Origin of the sequence: Nocardia halotolerans (assembly GCF_042650145.1) — a bacterium.
Taxonomy (GTDB): Bacteria; Actinomycetota; Actinomycetes; order Mycobacteriales; family Mycobacteriaceae; genus Nocardia; species Nocardia halotolerans.
The window spans coordinates 90,943-105,226 of the sequence record NZ_JBHSDL010000009.1 but is presented as its reverse complement, the minus strand read 5'-3'; the positions used below and the strand labels follow the sequence as shown (position 1 = coordinate 105,226).

Genomic DNA, 14,284 nt, shown 5'->3' with positions numbered 1-14,284 from the left:
ACGCGGGTTGCGCCAAAGCGCGCGAATCAGAGCCCGGCCTCCAGCACGAGCGTCGGCGGCTCCGGCGACGGTGGTACCCGGTCGCGCTGCAACGCCCAGGAGGCGATGCTGTGGAACAGCGGAGCCACCGAGCCACCGCCGCTGCCGTCGGAGCTGCGGACCGGGGCGTCGAGCATCATCCCGATCACGTAGCGAGGGTTGTCGGCGGGCGCCATCCCGGCGAAGGTGATGTAGTGCGAGGAGGTCGAATAGCACCCGCACGCGGGGTCGACCTTCTGCGCGGTGCCCGTTTTGCCCGCCACCTGGTAGCCCTCGATCGCGGCCGGTGTGCCGGTGCCCATCTGCACGCCCATCGGGTCGTCCTGCACGGTCGCCTGGAACACCGTGCGCAGCGTCTGAGCGGTCTGCGGGCTCACCACCCGCACGCCGTCGGGCTGCAGTTCCTCGGTGCGGGTGCCGTCGGGGTCGATCTTGGCCTTCACGATGCGCGGCGGGATGCGCAGGCCGTCGTTGGCGATGGCCTGGTACATGGCTGTCATCTGCAGCGTCGTCATCGAAAGGCCCTGGCCGATCGGCAGGTTGGCGAAGGTGCCGCCGGACCACTGATCGCGGGCCGGCACCTGGCCGGGGCTCTCGCCGGGCAGGCCGACACCGGTGCGTTCACCGAGGCCGAAACGGTCGAGCATGTCGGCGAAGCGGTCCTCGCCCACGCGTTGCGCGAGCATGAGAGTGCCGACGTTGGACGACTTCCCGAAGATGCCGGTGGTCGTGTAGGGCGCGAGACCGTGCTGCCAGGCATCGTTGACGGTGACACCCGACATCCGGATCGAGCCGGGCACCTGCAGCACCTCTTCGGGCGTGGTGAGCCCGTATTCGATGGCGGCGGCCGCGGTCACGATCTTGTTCACCGAACCGGGTTCGAAGGGTTCCGACACCGAGGGGTTGCTCATCTTCGCCGAGGCCCAGTGCTGGGGCCCCAGTGCGGGATTGAAGGTGTTGTCGTTGGCCATGGCCAGCACCTGGCCGGTCTTGGCGTCGAGCACCACCGCCGACGCCGAGGCCGCGCCGGAGCGCTGTTTGGCCTGCTGCACCTGCTGCTGCACGTAGTACTGCATGTCCTCGTCGAGGGTGAGTTCCACGCCGTAGCCGTTCACCGCGGGCTGCAGGTCGCGATAGCTGCCGGGGATCACCGCCCCGTCGGAACCGCGGTCATAGGTGCGTGAGCCGTCGGTGCCCGCGAGTACCGAGTCCAGCGCCGACTCCAGCCCGATCTGGCCGTGCCCGTCCCAGCCGGTGGCCCCGACCACGTTCGCCGCGAGCGCACCGCCGGGGTATTCACGCAGGTCCTGACGCTCGGAACCGACTTCCGGGAACTTGTCGACGATCTCCGCGGCCACCCGCGGATCCACATTGCGGGCCAGATAGTGGAAGGGCTTGTCGCTGCGCAACTTGTCGAGCAGCTCCTTCTCGGTGGGCGCGTCCGCCCCGAGCTTGTCGTGCACGAACTTCGCGATGTCGCGCAGCCGCTGCTCCGGGTCCGGAGCGCCGGGCTTGGTGTCCTTCGCGTCGGCGAGCTGCTTGCGCACCCGGACCGGTTGGAAGGTCAGCGCTTTCGCGGTGATGGTGAAGGCGAGCCGGTTGCCGTGCCGGTCGGTGATCGGGCCGCGCACGGCGGCCTCGGTCTCCTTGGTGGTGCGCTGGGAGGCGGCTTGGGCCGACAGCACGGGCGCGGCGATGCTCTGGATGTAGAGCAGCTGCAACGCCACCACGGCAAGAGTCGACAGCAGCACGACCCGGCCGACGCCCAGGCGCAGGCGGATCGGCCGGTCCGGTGCGAGCGAGCCCGATCGGCGGGCCCTCGACGAGACCGGCCCGCGTCGCTGCTGCGACGCGGGCCCGCGTTTGTTCATCGGCCGCCCTCGGGAGCGACGATCTGCGGTGTCTCACTCGGCGGACCCGCGGGGGCGGGCTCGACATCCGGGCCGGGTAGTGGCGTTTCGGCCGGGGCGAACGGATTGCCCTGCGGGCTCGCCGAGATGTCGATGCGGTCGGGAACCGTGACCGGCGCGGCCGGAACGGGTTCGGCCTGGGCGGGATCGGCCGGCGCGGGCTGCGGCGAACCCTGCGGCGGATTCGCTTCCGGGGTCCCCGGCCGGTCGTTCGGCGCGGCGAGCACATTCGGTTCGTCGCCGGCGGGCGCGGCCGGATCCGCGGCGGCGGCACCCGGCCGCACCGGCACCACCCGCTCGCCCTGTCCCTGCCCGGGCGCACCAGGTTCGGGGGTGGGGGTGGGTGAACCGTTCAGCGGCGGTGCGGGGGCGCCCTGTGCGGGCGTCGGGGTACCGATGACGGTGACCGCACCGTCGGGTCCGAGCACCAGGCGGGCGGGATCCGTCGCGGGGATCATGCCCAGTTCCCTGGCGCGCGCGGCCAGTTCGGGTGCGGAGTCGGCGGCGGCGACCTCACGTTGCAGTGCGGCCCGCTCGTCGGCGAGGGTGCGGTTGACCGCCCGGGCATCACCGAGCAGGTAGCTGTCCTCGGCGGCCCGGGTGGTGAGCAACAGGGTCAGCGCCAGACCGCAGCCGAGCAGTCCGATGATCGCGGCGACGAACGGGATGCGCCCGGCCATGGTCGAGGAGGGTTGCGGCAACTCGATGCCGTCGAGCAACTGCTCCCTGGTGCGCTTGCGCGCGTAGGCCCGCTGTGCGGCACCGGACTTCACTCGTTCGGCCGCCTGCACCCGCCGGGCGGTCCGCCCTGGTACGGCAACAGTGCTCGTGCGCACGCTCATCGTGTCCCCTCCTGTGTCCTCCCCGACCTCTCCGCGATGCGTTCGGCCGCACGCATCCGCACCGGAGCGGACCGTGGGTTGGCCTCGATCTCGGACTCGGTCGCTTTTTCCGCCCCTCGGGTCAGCATCTGGAATTCCGGTCCCATGCCGGGCAGTTCGACCGGCAGATCCATCGGTGACCGAGAAATGATCCGTGGTGCGAATTCCTGCTTCACCAGCCGATCTTCGAGCGACTGGTACGACATCACGCAGATCCGCCCACCCATGTGCAGAGCGTCGAGCGCCGCGGGCAACGCCGCGCGCAGCGAATCGAGCTCGCCGTTGACCTCCACCCGCAGCGCCTGGAAGGTGCGCTTGGCCGGATGCCCGCCGGTGCGCCGGGCCGCGGCGGGAATGCTCGCGTAGAGCACCTCCACCAGTTCGGCACTGGTCGCGAACGGCTTCACCGCACGCCTGCGCAGCACCTCCGAGGCGATCTTGCCCGCGAACCGTTCGTCGCCATAGGTTTTCAGCACCCGCGCCAGGTCTCCGTGGCTGTAGGTGTTGAGTACGTCGGCGGCGGTGGGCCCGGTCGTGGGGTCCATCCGCATGTCCAGCGGAGCGTCGACGGAGTAGGCGAAGCCGCGATCGGCCTCGTCCAGCTGCATCGAGGACACCCCGAGGTCCATGAGAATCGCGGCCACGGAGCCGATCTCGGCCAGTCCCGCCTCGGCCAGCGCGTCGGGGATCCCGTCGTAGCGGGTGTGCACCAACGTGATCCGGTCGGCGTAGGGCGCCAGGCGCTCACCGGCCAGCTTCAGCGCGGTGGTGTCGCGGTCGAGCCCGACCAGGTGCGCGTTCGGATAGGTGCGCAGGAAGTGTTCGGCATGCCCGCCCAGACCCAGGGTCGCGTCGAGATAGACCGCGCCCGGTTCGCTCAGCGCGGGGCCGAGCAGTTCGTCGGCTCGCTGGAGCAGGACCGGCACATGACGGGGGTTCTCGGCGTCATGGTTCACCTCGACCTCCCGGGATACTGCCTCGCGTCGCAGACGGGTCGTCTTGCCACAGAGTGCTTTTCGAATGGGTTGATGCTCGGATGAGCTCGCTGTGCGAATGCGTCGAGGTCTCTGACCGGGGCACGGCACCTGGCGTCGGGGAAGTACGTCAGGGTCCACGCCCGGGCAGAGGCCTCGCAGCACTCGCGTGCTGTGGGGTCAGAAGATCCCGCCCAGCGACTCGTCTCTGGCTTGCGCGTAATCCTCCTCGTGCTCGGCGAGGTAGGACTCCCACGCCTGCTTGTCCCATATCTCGAGGAAGTCGACCGAACCGATCACCACGCAGTCACGCGTGAGGTCGGCGTACCGTCGATGGTCCGGCGACAGCATGATCCGGCCCTGTGCGTCCGGACGTTGTTCATCGGTGCCCGCCGCGAGCGCGCGAACGAAAGCCCTTGCCTGCGGGTTGCTTCGAGACGCCGCCGCGGCCCGCCGGGCGAGCGCGGTGAACTCGTCTTTCGGATACACGGCCAGGCTGTGGTCTTGGCCCTTCGTGACCATCAACCCTCCCGCCAGATCGTCTCGAAATTTCGCAGGCAATGTCAGTCGCCCTTTGTCGTCCAGCCGGGGGGTGTAGGTACCGAGAAACATCCCGGCCACCTCCCTACTGGATCACCTCGCCGTGCGGCCTCTCCTGTAGTGCGCGACCCACATTACCCCACTTTCCCCCACTTTCAATCGAAACCCTGGGTGATCCTGCTCCCCGCCAACACAATTCCGCAGGTCATTCCAGCTATCACTGAGATTCGGGCCTATCGCGTGTTCGGAAGACTCGCGCGGGTCGTTCACCGGGTACCGGGTCAATGTTCAGCAAACTTCGCAGGTGCGGTGCGTGACGACGCCGATGACCGACCGCGGCGCGGGGCGCGGTGGGGAACCGTGGGGAAAGTGGGGGCAGCACCCTGGGCACGCGAAAAGCGGCGCCGCACCCGATTCGGGTGCGGCGCCGCTTGCACAGCTGTGACCGGCGGACCGGCCGGTTCGAGCCGGGCTACTCCTGCTCGAACCTGCGGCGGAACCGGTCTTCCATCCGCTCGGAGAACCCACCCGACTTACGTGAGCGACTACTCCGGCCCGGCGAACTACCCGACGGACCGGTCCCCGCGGGGGGAGTCTCGTCGGTCGAATCCGGCTCGGCGGCCCGACTCGAGGAACCGATCATCAACAGGACACCAGCGCCGAACATGGCGATGAAGCCCACCAGACTGATGATCGGGAAACCGCCCGGCTTGAACGGGGCGGCGATGCCGGCGACGAGCAAGAACAGGCCGATGGCGAACAACGCCGCGGCCTGGAGTCTGCGTCGACTCGACGTGGAGCGAAGTCGTCCGCCGCGGACGGACGAGGCGAACTTCGGGTCCTCAGCATAGAGAGCGCTCTCGATCTGTTCGAGCATGCGCTGCTCGTGCTCGGAGAGTGGCACGGTACCTCCCCCGGCACTAGGCGTGGCTGGTCGCCTCCGGGTAGGCGACGGGTAGCCGACCTTGGCGGCTATCTGCTCCCCATGATACGAGTTCGATCGTAGGCATACCACCTACTCCGTCATAACTAAGCGGTCATGTCCCGGTCGCGGCCCGGCTGCGGGCGTGTCTTCGCCGCGGCGACCAGCGCATCGTCGACGTCGTAGAGGAATGCGCCGACCCGCGAACAGAACTCGTCGGCCTGAATTTCGGTGATCGTTCGGTCCAATCCGGCCTCCAGCGCGGCCCGCAGCGGCGAGTGCGCCTCGAAGTAGTCGGCCCACATCGCGAACTCCGGGGTGGCCCGCCTCAGCAGCACCCAGGCGCTGCGCGAACGCGCCCGCGGCGCCCGGTCGGCGCCGGCGAGCGCGATCATCGCGCCCGCACCACGCAGCGCGGACAGGTAGGCGGTGCGGAACCGCTCCCCCGGCTCGTGTTCCCAGGCCGAATCGGTGAGCAGGGCGTCGGCCTGACGTAGCAGCCCGCCCGCGCGACCGTCGTGGCCCGCATGCTCTCGACCATCGTGGCGACCAGTCATCTGCTGCCCCTTTCGCCCCTCGCACCTCTCGAACAACCATTCGAACGTTTGAATTGAGATTGAATATAGGGACACCCACCGACAACTTCTGCCGACTTCCGCGCCCCGCGCGACCGACGAGAGCCATGACAGCCGTCAAGCCGAATCACCACACCCCAGCACCCGTCGTCGTCGACCTCAGCGTCGCCGCCCTGCGCGCGCGCCTGCACGACGTCCTGTCGGTGTATGTCGCCGCGATGGACTATCCGCGCGGCACCGAACATCACCGCGCCCCGATGTGGCACGAACACACCACCCGAGCGGGCTGGCGGGCGGTGGCCGCGGTGCTACCCGACGACAACGGCGCGGTCGACCTGCGCACCGCGCCCATCCTCGCGATCGCCTACGGCTACAGCGGCGCACCGCGGCAGTGGTGGCATCAGCAGGTACACACCGGGATGCGCCGCTGCGGCTGGCCCGATGCCGCCGCCCGCGACCTGCTCGCCGACTATTTCGAGCTCACCGAACTACACGTGCACCCGTGCGCGCAGGGTCGGGGTCTGGGCGCGACCCTGCTCGAGCGGTTGCTGGCCGACCGCCCCGAGGCCGCGGTACTGCTGTCCACGCCCGAGGTGCCCGGCGAGGACAATCGCGCGTGGCGGTTGTACCGGCGGGCCGGGTTCACCGATGTGATCCGCAGTTTCGTCTTCGCCGGCGACACCAGGCCCTTCGCGATCCTGGGCCGCCGGTTGCCGATGCCATCACAGAGCAGCGCGCGGTGAAGCCACCGCAGACGACGGTGGTCGTCGGTTCCGGCCACAACGCGCTGGTCGCCGCCTGCTATCTGGCTCGCGCCGGACAACGGGTGCAGGTGCTCGAGCGCGACACGGTGCCCGGTGGCGCGGTGTCGACGGTGGCGCGCTTCCCCGGCCACCTGGTGGATCGCGGTTCTTCGGCCCACATCATGATCCGGCACACCGGGATCATCGAGGACCTCGAACTCGAACGATTCGGTTTGCGCTATATCGATTGCGATCCGTGGGGATTCACGCCGGCCGACGGTGCCCGCCCGCCGATCGTGTTCCATCGTGATCTCGACGCCACCTGCACCTCGATCGCCGCGGCCTGTGGTGCGCGCGATGCCGGGGCCTACCGGCGGTTCGTCGCGGTCTGGGGTGAGCGCAGCGCGCGGGTGATGCGCTCGTTCGGCGGGCCGCCGACACCGGGCAGGCTCGTGCGCGCGTTCTGGGGGCTGGACGCGCGCGCCGGTGGGTCGGCGCTGTCACGGGAGTTCCTGCAATCCGGTGACGCGCTGCTCGACTCCTGGTTCGACGACGAACGCCTCAAGGCTTCACTGGCCTGGTTCGGTGCGCAGTCGGGTCCGCCCATGTCGGAACCGGGAACCGCGCCGATGGCCGGCTTCGCCGCCCTCATGCACTCGGTGCCGCCGGGCCGGGCCGTGGGGGGAAGTGGGGCGCTGAGCGCGGCCCTGATCGCCCGCTTGCGGTCCGACGGCGGCGAAGTACACACCGGTGATGCCGTCACGGCGCTGTGCCGCCGCGGTGACGGCTGGCAGGTGCGCACCGAATCGGGCCGCACCCTGGCCGCCGACACGGTGGTCGCCGGTGCGCACATCCTCTCAACGCTGGACCTGTTGCGTGCCGGCGGTTTCGACGCGGCCGTCCTCGACGACTGGCAACGCCGCATCCGCGTGGGCCCCGGCATCGGCATGGTGGTGCGCGTGGCCACCGACCGCCTCCCCCACTACCCGGGCGCCGACATCAGCGAATCGGCCAACGGCCTGCAGTTCCTGGTCGCCGACCGCGCCCAGCTGCGTCTGGCCCACGGCGCCGCCCTCGCCGGTGCGCTACCACCGCGCCCGGTGGTGCTGGCGATGAGTTTCAGCGCGCTCGACCCCACCATCGCCCCGCCGGGCGAACACCAGCTGTCGCTGTGGGCCCAGTGGCATCCCTACGAACTCGCCGACGGCAGCGACTGGGCCGCACACGCCGACCGCGAGGCGGACCGGATCATCGCCGAAGTCGACCGGTACGCCCCGGGTTTCGCGGATTCGGTCCGGCGTCGGTTCGTGCAGACGCCGGTCGACCTGGAATCCGAAATGGGTCTGCGTGGCGGCAATGTGATGCACGTGGAGATGTCGCTGGATCAGGTGATGTTGTGGCGGCCGCTGCCGGAGTTGTCCGATCAGCGGGTGCCGGGTGCGCCGGGGCTGTATCTCACCGGCGCCTCGACCCATCCCGGCGGTGGTGTGTCCGGAGCCAGCGGGCGTAGCGCGGCCCGGCTGGTCCTCGGTGCTCGCGGAGCTCGCCGGTTCCGCGCGCTGCGCAGGCGATGAGGTCGGGTCACCGGGTGGTCGGCACCCCGGGTATCGATCGGCGGGCCGAGGTGGCCGGGGAAGTACGGCGCTGGGTGAGTGCTCGTCCACACCGGGCGATCCCCGCTCTCAGCGCGCTGGTGCTGGTGCTGGTGCAGATCAGCTACCCGTTGAGCGCGGGTTCGGCGCGCGACCGGATCACGGTCGCCGTCGTGGTGCTGTCGGTGGCCACCGCGCTGCTGCACGCGGCGACCACCCGCGGCCCGCGGTGGGCCGTCGGCTTCTTCGTGATCGTTTCCGGGATCGGATTGAGCTCGGAGATCGTGGGCACCGACACCGGGATGCCGTTCGGCGCCTACGCCTACGCCACCGACCGGCTCGGACCGGCGCTCGCCGATGTCCCGCTGGTCGTTCCGCTGGCCTGGACCGGCGGCCTGTACCCGATCTGGATCGTGGCGAGCCTGCTCGCGGCGAACTCACGCACCACCCGCACCGTCGTGTTCGTCCTCGGCGCGGTGGGCTGGGACCTGTTCCTGGACCCGCAGATGGTCGCTGACGGTCAATGGAGCTGGGCCGTCACCGATGCCGGCCTGCCCGGCCTGCCGGAAATCCCGTACACCAATTACCTCGGCTGGGCCCTGGTGGCCGCGATCATGGCGTTGTCGCTCACCGTGCTCGACCGAGCACTACCCCCGGCTCACGACCCGTCGGTGGCCGTCCCGGTCGCGGTGTTCGGGTGGACTTGGCTCGGTTCGACTCTGGCGCACGCGGTGTTCCTCGGGTTGGGAGCCTCGGCCGCCTGGGGATTCGCCGCGCTGGCACTGCTCGGGATTCCGCTGCTGCTGCGCGCGCGAACCGATCTCGCGGAGGCGGGGGCCCGGCTGCCGGCCGGCGCGGGAAAAGCCTGATCGGCGCGGGTAGGCGGTGCCGAGTGGGCCCGTCGTGTGGGTTCTCGGGCCCGAGCCTGGCACGATGTCAACGTGCAGCCGAGTCTCGTCGCCGACATGACCACTCCCTCGCCGCGTCGTCGTGTGCCCGCGCGGCGCGTCGCGTCCGTTGTCGTTCTGCTGGCCCTGCTGGTGCCCGCCCTCGCCGGATGCCTGCGGGTACAGGCGTCGATGGGCGTGTCGTCCAACGACCGGGTGTCCGGGCGCATCGTGGCCGCGGTGGTGCCCAGCGCGGACGGCGACCAGGGCCCGCAGCTGGAAGCGCCGGATTCGCTGGCGGCGAAGATGCGCGTGGAGACCTACGACCAGGACGGCTACATCGGCTCGCAGGTGTTCTTCGACGACCTGACCTTCGGTGAGGTCGGCCAGCTCGGCAGCCTCTCCGATCAGACGCAGGGCATGTTCACCCTGGAGTTCAAGCGGCACGGCGATCTGGTGAGCCTCACCGGCCGGGTCGACCTGGAGTCGGTGCCGCCGCAAGGTTCCGACGTGCAGTTCTCCATCGCGTTCCCGGCGCGGGTGGCCAAGACCAACGGCACCCGCGAGCGCGCCGACAACACGGTGTCGTGGAAGCTGCCCGCCGGTGAGGTCTCGACGCTGCGCGCCGAGGTGAAGTACGCCGACCCGAACACCCGCTCGTTCGCGGGCTGGGCGGGCATCGTCGGCGGCGTCACCCTCGCGGTGGCCGCGCTGGTGGCCGGAATGGCGTTCCGCAACCGCAACCCGCGTCCGCCGAACGCGCCACGCCCCAGCTTCTCGCCCGCGGAGATCTGGCGCGATATCACCCACCGAAGGCTCGGCCGCTGACGTGGGCGCGCTGGGGCGCTATCTGACCTGGGCGGGCACCGGTGTGGCCGCGCTCGCCGCGAGCACCGCCGCCTACAACCTGGCCACCGTGCGCACGGTGACGCGGCAGGCGTCCGGGGTGATCGAACCCGTCACGGTCTGCGTCCCCGCGCGCGACGAAGCCCACCGCCTGCCCCACCTGATCGCCGACCTGCGCGCTCAGACCGGGGTTCCGCGACTGCGGGTGCTGATCCTCGACGACGCCTCCACCGACGGCACCTACGAGGCCGCGCGCACCGCGATCGGCGACGACGACCGTTTCACCGTGCTGCGCTCGGCCGCCCATCCCGCCCCCGGCTGGACCGGCAAAGCCGCCGCCTGCGCGCGCCTGGCCGCCCGCGCCGACGCCGCGGCTCTGGTCTTCGTCGACGCCGATGTGCGCTTGGCGCCGCACGCGATCGCGGCGGTGGTGACCGAACTACGCAGGCGCGGTGCGGGTCTGGTGTCGGCGTGGCCGGTGCAGGAGGCCGGATCGGGCAGGGAGCACCTGCTGCAACCGTTGCTCGCCTGGTCGTGGGCCTCGACGCTGCCGGTCGGCCCGGCCAATCACAGCCTGCGCCCTTCTACGGCGGTCGCCTGCGGGCAGTTCCTGGCCGTCGACGCCGAGGCTTATCGCGCCGGCGGCGGGCACGTGGGGGTCGCCGCCAGCGCCACCGAGGATCTCGACCTGGCCCGGGCGTTGCGCCGCGCGGGTCATCGCACCGCCCTCGTCATGGCGGGCCCGGCCGCCCGCACCCGGATGTACATCGGCGCAACCGGACTCGCCGACGGGTACACGCGCTGGTTGTGGTCGGCCTACGGCGGTCGCCTCGATACCGGTGCGGCCGTGGGAGTGCTCGCGGTCCTCGCCTATTGGGTGCCGCCGCTGGCCGCGGTGTTCGGCCGTGGGCGCACCCGCCGGGCCGGTCTACTCGGCTATCTCGCCGCCGTGGTGAGCCGAATCCTCGCTCGCGCCACCGAGACCCGGCAGGCGCCCGCCCGCACCGATCTCATCTCGGCCCTGGCTCATCCGGTGGCCGTCGGTGGCTACCTCACACTGTGGGCGCGTTCGCACCGCAGGCACCGGGCCGGGCGGCTGCGCTGGAAGCAGCGCCCGCTGGTCGCCCCCGACGACGCGGTCGTCCGGCACGCCTGATCTCCGAGGCGTCGGTCAGGGAACGTCGGTGATACCGACGGTCGGGAAGAAGAAGCAGGAGCGGCCCGCATTGTCGGTGGTGCCGAAGACGGCGGCCAGCACGGTGCCGCGACCGGTGTCGACGGGGACGGCCCGCACACCGCCGACGGGGACGGCGGTGAACAGGAACTCGCGCAAGGCGGTTTCGGCGAGCGGGCGCAGTTCGGCGGGGACCTCCGGGGGCACCATGGCGCGCACGATGTCGGCGATCGACCCCATCGAGGCCATGCCACCGCGGCCGGTGTCGAGATTGAGCCAGGCCACCTGCATGCCCGAGGTGTCGGTGGCGGCGGTGTCCGGCGCCAGACCGTAGGGCAGGAAGGTGAACAGGGCCTGCCCGGACTGCACGGCGGTGAGGTCGAGACCGGGGATGGGCAGGGTGTTCGTCGGCCACGGGCCCGGCACCGCACCCGCGACGGCCGGCACCAGGCCCAGACCGTCACCGGAGCAGTTCGCGGCGACCGTGGGGTAGAGGAAAGGCTGGATACCCATGGCTTTCAGCGTCTCGACGACGGTCTGATACGCGCCGAGGAGGTCGCTCGGGCCCGCGGCAGGCGTGGAGTTCGGCGCGTCCCGCGTGACGGCGGGCGTCGCCGGGGCGGTCGGCTCCGCGGCGGCCGGTGACGCGGCCAGCAAGAGCGCGGCAGCACAGGTCGTCAGCGAGGTCAGTGCGGTGGAACGGCGCGGCATGATCACGACGTACTCCTCATCGACGCAGAGAAGGCCGAGGCTACCGCGTGCGGAGCGGGAATCCGGCCAGGCGAAGTAACCAGCTGTTCGGCGCGTCGCAATTCTCCGGGGACCCCACCGCAGATCCCCGACCTCGCCGAATCGGCGCACAATCACCTGAGACTTGCGAACCGCCCGCGCCGACAGTCCGGGGATACCGCGACGTCGACCCGACTACGGGGCACCCTTCGGCTGTCCGGGGTTCATCGCCGTCCGCAATCGCCCGAGCAATCGCTCGAACTCCGCGAGCCGGGCGGGCTCGTACTCGGCCAGGATCGCATCCTGTTCGGCATTGATCGGGCGGAAGAACTCGTCGGCCAGGTGTCGGGCATCCTCGCTGCACCGCAACGTCACGACCCGCCGATCGGTGTGCTCGCGGCTGCGGGTGATGTACCCCGCCTGCTCCAGCCGGTTGAGCAGGGTCGTCATCGCCCCCGAGGTCAGGGTGATCCGCTTGCTCAACAGCGCGGGCGACAGCGGTTCGTCGGCCTGTTCGGCGGCCGCGATCTCCATCAGCGCGAACGCGTCGGTGGAGTGCACGCCGAGTGTGTCCGCGAAGCGGCGACCCAGTTCGGTGAAGCTCGCGCCGTAGTTGATGAGTTCCGCCGCGAGCCGCTGCCGCCGCATCATGACATCGCCGGATGTCTGCTCCACCTTCTCATCCTCTCGTCGACCGCCCGATTGACAACCTACCGCCCGCCATTTACCTCCATCATAAAGTAACTTGATGACGGAGGTAATGTGCGGACAGAAATCGAGACTCCACCACTGCGCCGATGGCTGGGGCTGATCGCCGTTTCACTGGGCGTCGCGTTGATCGTGGTCGACCTGACGATCGTGAACGTGATCCTCGCGCCGATCGTCGACGATCTGGGGATCACGTCGATTCAGGCGCAGTGGATCCAGGAGTCGTATGCGATCGTTTTCGCGGCACTGCTGCTGGTCGCCGGTCGGCTCAGTGACCTCTACGGCGCACGCAAACTGTTCCTGATCGGGTTGGTCGTCTTCGGCGTCACCAGCCTGCTGGCCGCACTCGCGCCGAGCGGCGGCCTGCTGATCGCCGCCCGCTTCCTGCAAGGTGTCGGCGGGGCGATGATTCTGCCGACCTCACTGGCGCTGGTGAACGCGGCCTTCACCGGCAAGGCGCGCGGGCAGGCGTTCGCGATCTGGGGATCCACGATCGGCGCGGCCGCGGCTGTCGGCCCCTTGCTCGGCGGGTGGCTCGCCGACGTCTCGTGGCGCTGGGCCTTCGGCATCAACATTCCCGCAGTCGCGCTGATCATGGTGGCCGTGCTGATCTACCTCCCCGCCGTACCGAAGAACACCGGTGGCGTCGATTGGCTCGGGGCGACCCAGTCCGCGCTCGGCCTCGGCCTGCTCGCGTTCGCCATGATCGAAGGGCGCCACTACGGATGGCTGATGGTGACCGAGCCGCTGAGTATCGGTGAATTCGCCTGGCGCAGTGGGCCTTCACCGGTTCTCCTCGCGTTCATCGGTGCCGCACTCGCACTCGGACTGTGCTGGCGCAGGCAGGCGATGCTCGGCAGCACCGGTGGCGAGCCACTGATCGATGTGCGGCTGTTCTCGATCCATTCGTTCCGCACGGGCAATGTGGTGACGCTGATCGTCGGCCTCGGCGAGTTCGGCATCATCGCGGTGCTGCCGCTGTGGATGCAATTCACCCTCGACTACACCGCATTTGCGGCCGGGCTCGCACTGGTGCCGCTGGCGATCGGCAGTTTCGTCGCCAGCGGTGCGAGTTTCTCACTGACGGCGTCGGTTTCAGCCCTCGGGCAGGTCAGGATCGGCCTGATCCTGGAAGCGCTGGGATTGGCGATGCTCGGCGTGTTCGCCGCGGCGGACAGCAGCTGGTGGTCGATCGCGCTCGCCCTGTTCGTCTACGGCATCGGCGTCGGCTTCGCCACCGCCCAGGTCACCAATGTGGTGCTCGCCGACGTTCCCGCCGAGAGCGCGGGACAGGGCTCGGGAATTCAAAGCGCCGCACGCGAACTCGGCTCAGCACTGGGCATCGCCGTCCTCACCACCCTGTACTTCAGCACCCTCGGCGCCGACCTGACCGACCGGCTGACCGACGCGGGCCTGCCCGAGTCCGAGGCGGACCAGCTGTCGTCCACCGTCACCGACAGCGCGGGCTCGGTGATCCCGGCCCTCGCCGAGAATCCGCACACGCTCCCCGTCGCGGAAGCGGCTCGTGCGGCCATGGCGGCCGGAATCGAAGTGGCGAGCTACCTGTGCGCCGGCCTACTCGTCCTCGCATTGGTGGCAACCGCCTTCGTGAAACCCGCGAAACAAGCAGCGACACAATAGTTCTCGCGAGACGTGGCGGCCACGGAAGCATCCGTGGCCGCCACACCGCATTCGTCACACCTTCCCCACCTATACGTAGGCGTATATCAGCGGTAATCTCCATTTATACGACGCCGTACAGAT

At 70.0% G+C, this 14,284-nt stretch carries 14 protein-coding genes; 6 read left to right on the top strand and 8 right to left on the bottom strand.

Going from position 1 to position 14,284, the window contains the following annotated elements:
• Positions 1–26: 26 nt before the first annotated feature.
• The 6 genes from ACFO5K_RS09735 to ACFO5K_RS09710 all read right to left on the bottom strand — a co-directional run bounded on the left by ACFO5K_RS09735 (position 27) and on the right by ACFO5K_RS09710 (position 5,823).
• On the bottom strand, positions 27–1,910 hold the full coding sequence (locus tag ACFO5K_RS09735) for a peptidoglycan D,D-transpeptidase FtsI family protein (RefSeq protein ID WP_378559286.1): 1,884 nt from the start codon (positions 1,908–1,910) through the stop codon (positions 27–29).
• Positions 1,907–2,791 (bottom strand): hypothetical protein, encoded by an 885-nt coding sequence (locus tag ACFO5K_RS09730; protein WP_378559283.1) that lies wholly within the window; start codon positions 2,789–2,791, stop codon positions 1,907–1,909. Before ACFO5K_RS09730 ends, ACFO5K_RS09735 begins: the two co-directional genes overlap by 4 nt.
• Positions 2,788–3,786 (bottom strand): 16S rRNA (cytosine(1402)-N(4))-methyltransferase RsmH, encoded by a 999-nt coding sequence (gene rsmH, locus ACFO5K_RS09725; RefSeq protein ID WP_378559280.1) that lies wholly within the window; start codon positions 3,784–3,786, stop codon positions 2,788–2,790. Before rsmH ends, ACFO5K_RS09730 begins: the two co-directional genes overlap by 4 nt.
• A gap of 198 nt (positions 3,787–3,984) precedes the next feature.
• Positions 3,985–4,416 carry a division/cell wall cluster transcriptional repressor MraZ gene (mraZ, locus tag ACFO5K_RS09720; protein ID WP_378559277.1) on the bottom strand — a complete coding sequence of 144 codons (432 nt, stop codon included), beginning with the start codon at positions 4,414–4,416 and terminating at the stop codon, positions 3,985–3,987.
• Positions 4,417–4,816: 400 nt separating this feature from the next.
• The gene (locus ACFO5K_RS09715; protein ID WP_378559274.1) at positions 4,817–5,248 is read right to left on the bottom strand and encodes a DUF3040 domain-containing protein; all 432 of its coding nucleotides are present in this window, start codon (positions 5,246–5,248) and stop codon (positions 4,817–4,819) included.
• Positions 5,249–5,373: 125 nt separating this feature from the next.
• Positions 5,374–5,823 (bottom strand): SAV_6107 family HEPN domain-containing protein, encoded by a 450-nt coding sequence (locus ACFO5K_RS09710; RefSeq protein WP_378559272.1) that lies wholly within the window; start codon positions 5,821–5,823, stop codon positions 5,374–5,376.
• A gap of 125 nt (positions 5,824–5,948) precedes the next feature.
• Between ACFO5K_RS09710 and ACFO5K_RS09705 the strand changes: the two genes are divergently transcribed.
• From ACFO5K_RS09705 to ACFO5K_RS09685, 5 genes are all read left to right on the top strand, one after another.
• Positions 5,949–6,584 carry a GNAT family N-acetyltransferase gene (locus tag ACFO5K_RS09705; RefSeq protein ID WP_378559269.1) on the top strand — a complete coding sequence of 212 codons (636 nt, stop codon included), beginning with the start codon at positions 5,949–5,951 and terminating at the stop codon, positions 6,582–6,584.
• Positions 6,581–8,158, top strand: a complete 1,578-nt coding sequence (locus ACFO5K_RS09700) for a phytoene desaturase family protein (RefSeq protein ID WP_378559266.1) — start codon at positions 6,581–6,583, stop codon at positions 8,156–8,158. The genes ACFO5K_RS09705 and ACFO5K_RS09700 overlap by 4 nt, the downstream gene beginning before the upstream one ends.
• A complete protein-coding gene (locus ACFO5K_RS09695; RefSeq protein ID WP_378559263.1) occupies positions 8,155–9,045 on the top strand; it encodes a carotenoid biosynthesis protein in 891 nt (296 codons plus the stop codon). The genes ACFO5K_RS09700 and ACFO5K_RS09695 overlap by 4 nt, the downstream gene beginning before the upstream one ends.
• Positions 9,046–9,141: 96 nt before the next feature.
• Positions 9,142–9,891: an LppM family (lipo)protein gene (locus ACFO5K_RS09690; RefSeq protein WP_378559354.1), complete on the top strand. Its 750-nt coding sequence runs from the start codon at positions 9,142–9,144 to the stop codon at positions 9,889–9,891.
• Position 9,892: 1 nt separating this feature from the next.
• Positions 9,893–11,065: a glycosyltransferase gene (locus tag ACFO5K_RS09685; RefSeq protein WP_378559260.1), complete on the top strand. Its 1,173-nt coding sequence runs from the start codon at positions 9,893–9,895 to the stop codon at positions 11,063–11,065.
• 15 nt (positions 11,066–11,080) lie between these two features.
• Here the strand turns inward: ACFO5K_RS09685 and ACFO5K_RS09680 are convergent, their stop codons facing one another.
• Together ACFO5K_RS09680 and ACFO5K_RS09675 are read right to left on the bottom strand one after the other, a co-directional pair.
• On the bottom strand, positions 11,081–11,794 hold the full coding sequence (locus ACFO5K_RS09680; RefSeq protein WP_378559351.1) for a hypothetical protein: 714 nt from the start codon (positions 11,792–11,794) through the stop codon (positions 11,081–11,083).
• 213 nt (positions 11,795–12,007) lie between these two features.
• Positions 12,008–12,487, bottom strand: coding sequence for a MarR family winged helix-turn-helix transcriptional regulator (locus ACFO5K_RS09675; protein WP_378559257.1), 480 nt, complete (start codon positions 12,485–12,487; stop codon positions 12,008–12,010).
• An 87-nt stretch (positions 12,488–12,574) separates the two neighbouring features.
• Between ACFO5K_RS09675 and ACFO5K_RS09670 the strand changes: the two genes are divergently transcribed.
• Positions 12,575–14,161, top strand: coding sequence for a DHA2 family efflux MFS transporter permease subunit (locus ACFO5K_RS09670; RefSeq protein ID WP_378559254.1), 1,587 nt, complete (start codon positions 12,575–12,577; stop codon positions 14,159–14,161).
• Positions 14,162–14,284: the final 123 nt, after the last annotated feature.

Bases quoted from the DNA above. Each gene is read 5' to 3' on its own strand.
- ACFO5K_RS09735 (WP_378559286.1), bottom strand. From the start codon at position 1,910: ATGAACAAACGCGGGCCCGCGTCGCAGCAGCGACGCGGGCCGGTCTCG.
- ACFO5K_RS09730 (WP_378559283.1), bottom strand. From the start codon at position 2,791: ATGAGCGTGCGCACGAGCACTGTTGCCGTACCAGGGCGGACCGCCCGG.
- mraZ (WP_378559277.1), bottom strand. From the start codon at position 4,416: ATGTTTCTCGGTACCTACACCCCCCGGCTGGACGACAAAGGGCGACTG.
- ACFO5K_RS09710 (WP_378559272.1), bottom strand. From the start codon at position 5,823: ATGACTGGTCGCCACGATGGTCGAGAGCATGCGGGCCACGACGGTCGC.
- ACFO5K_RS09705 (WP_378559269.1), top strand. From the start codon at position 5,949: ATGACAGCCGTCAAGCCGAATCACCACACCCCAGCACCCGTCGTCGTC.
- ACFO5K_RS09695 (WP_378559263.1), top strand. From the start codon at position 8,155: ATGAGGTCGGGTCACCGGGTGGTCGGCACCCCGGGTATCGATCGGCGG.
- ACFO5K_RS09690 (WP_378559354.1), top strand. From the start codon at position 9,142: ATGACCACTCCCTCGCCGCGTCGTCGTGTGCCCGCGCGGCGCGTCGCG.
- ACFO5K_RS09680 (WP_378559351.1), bottom strand. From the start codon at position 11,794: ATGCCGCGCCGTTCCACCGCACTGACCTCGCTGACGACCTGTGCTGCC.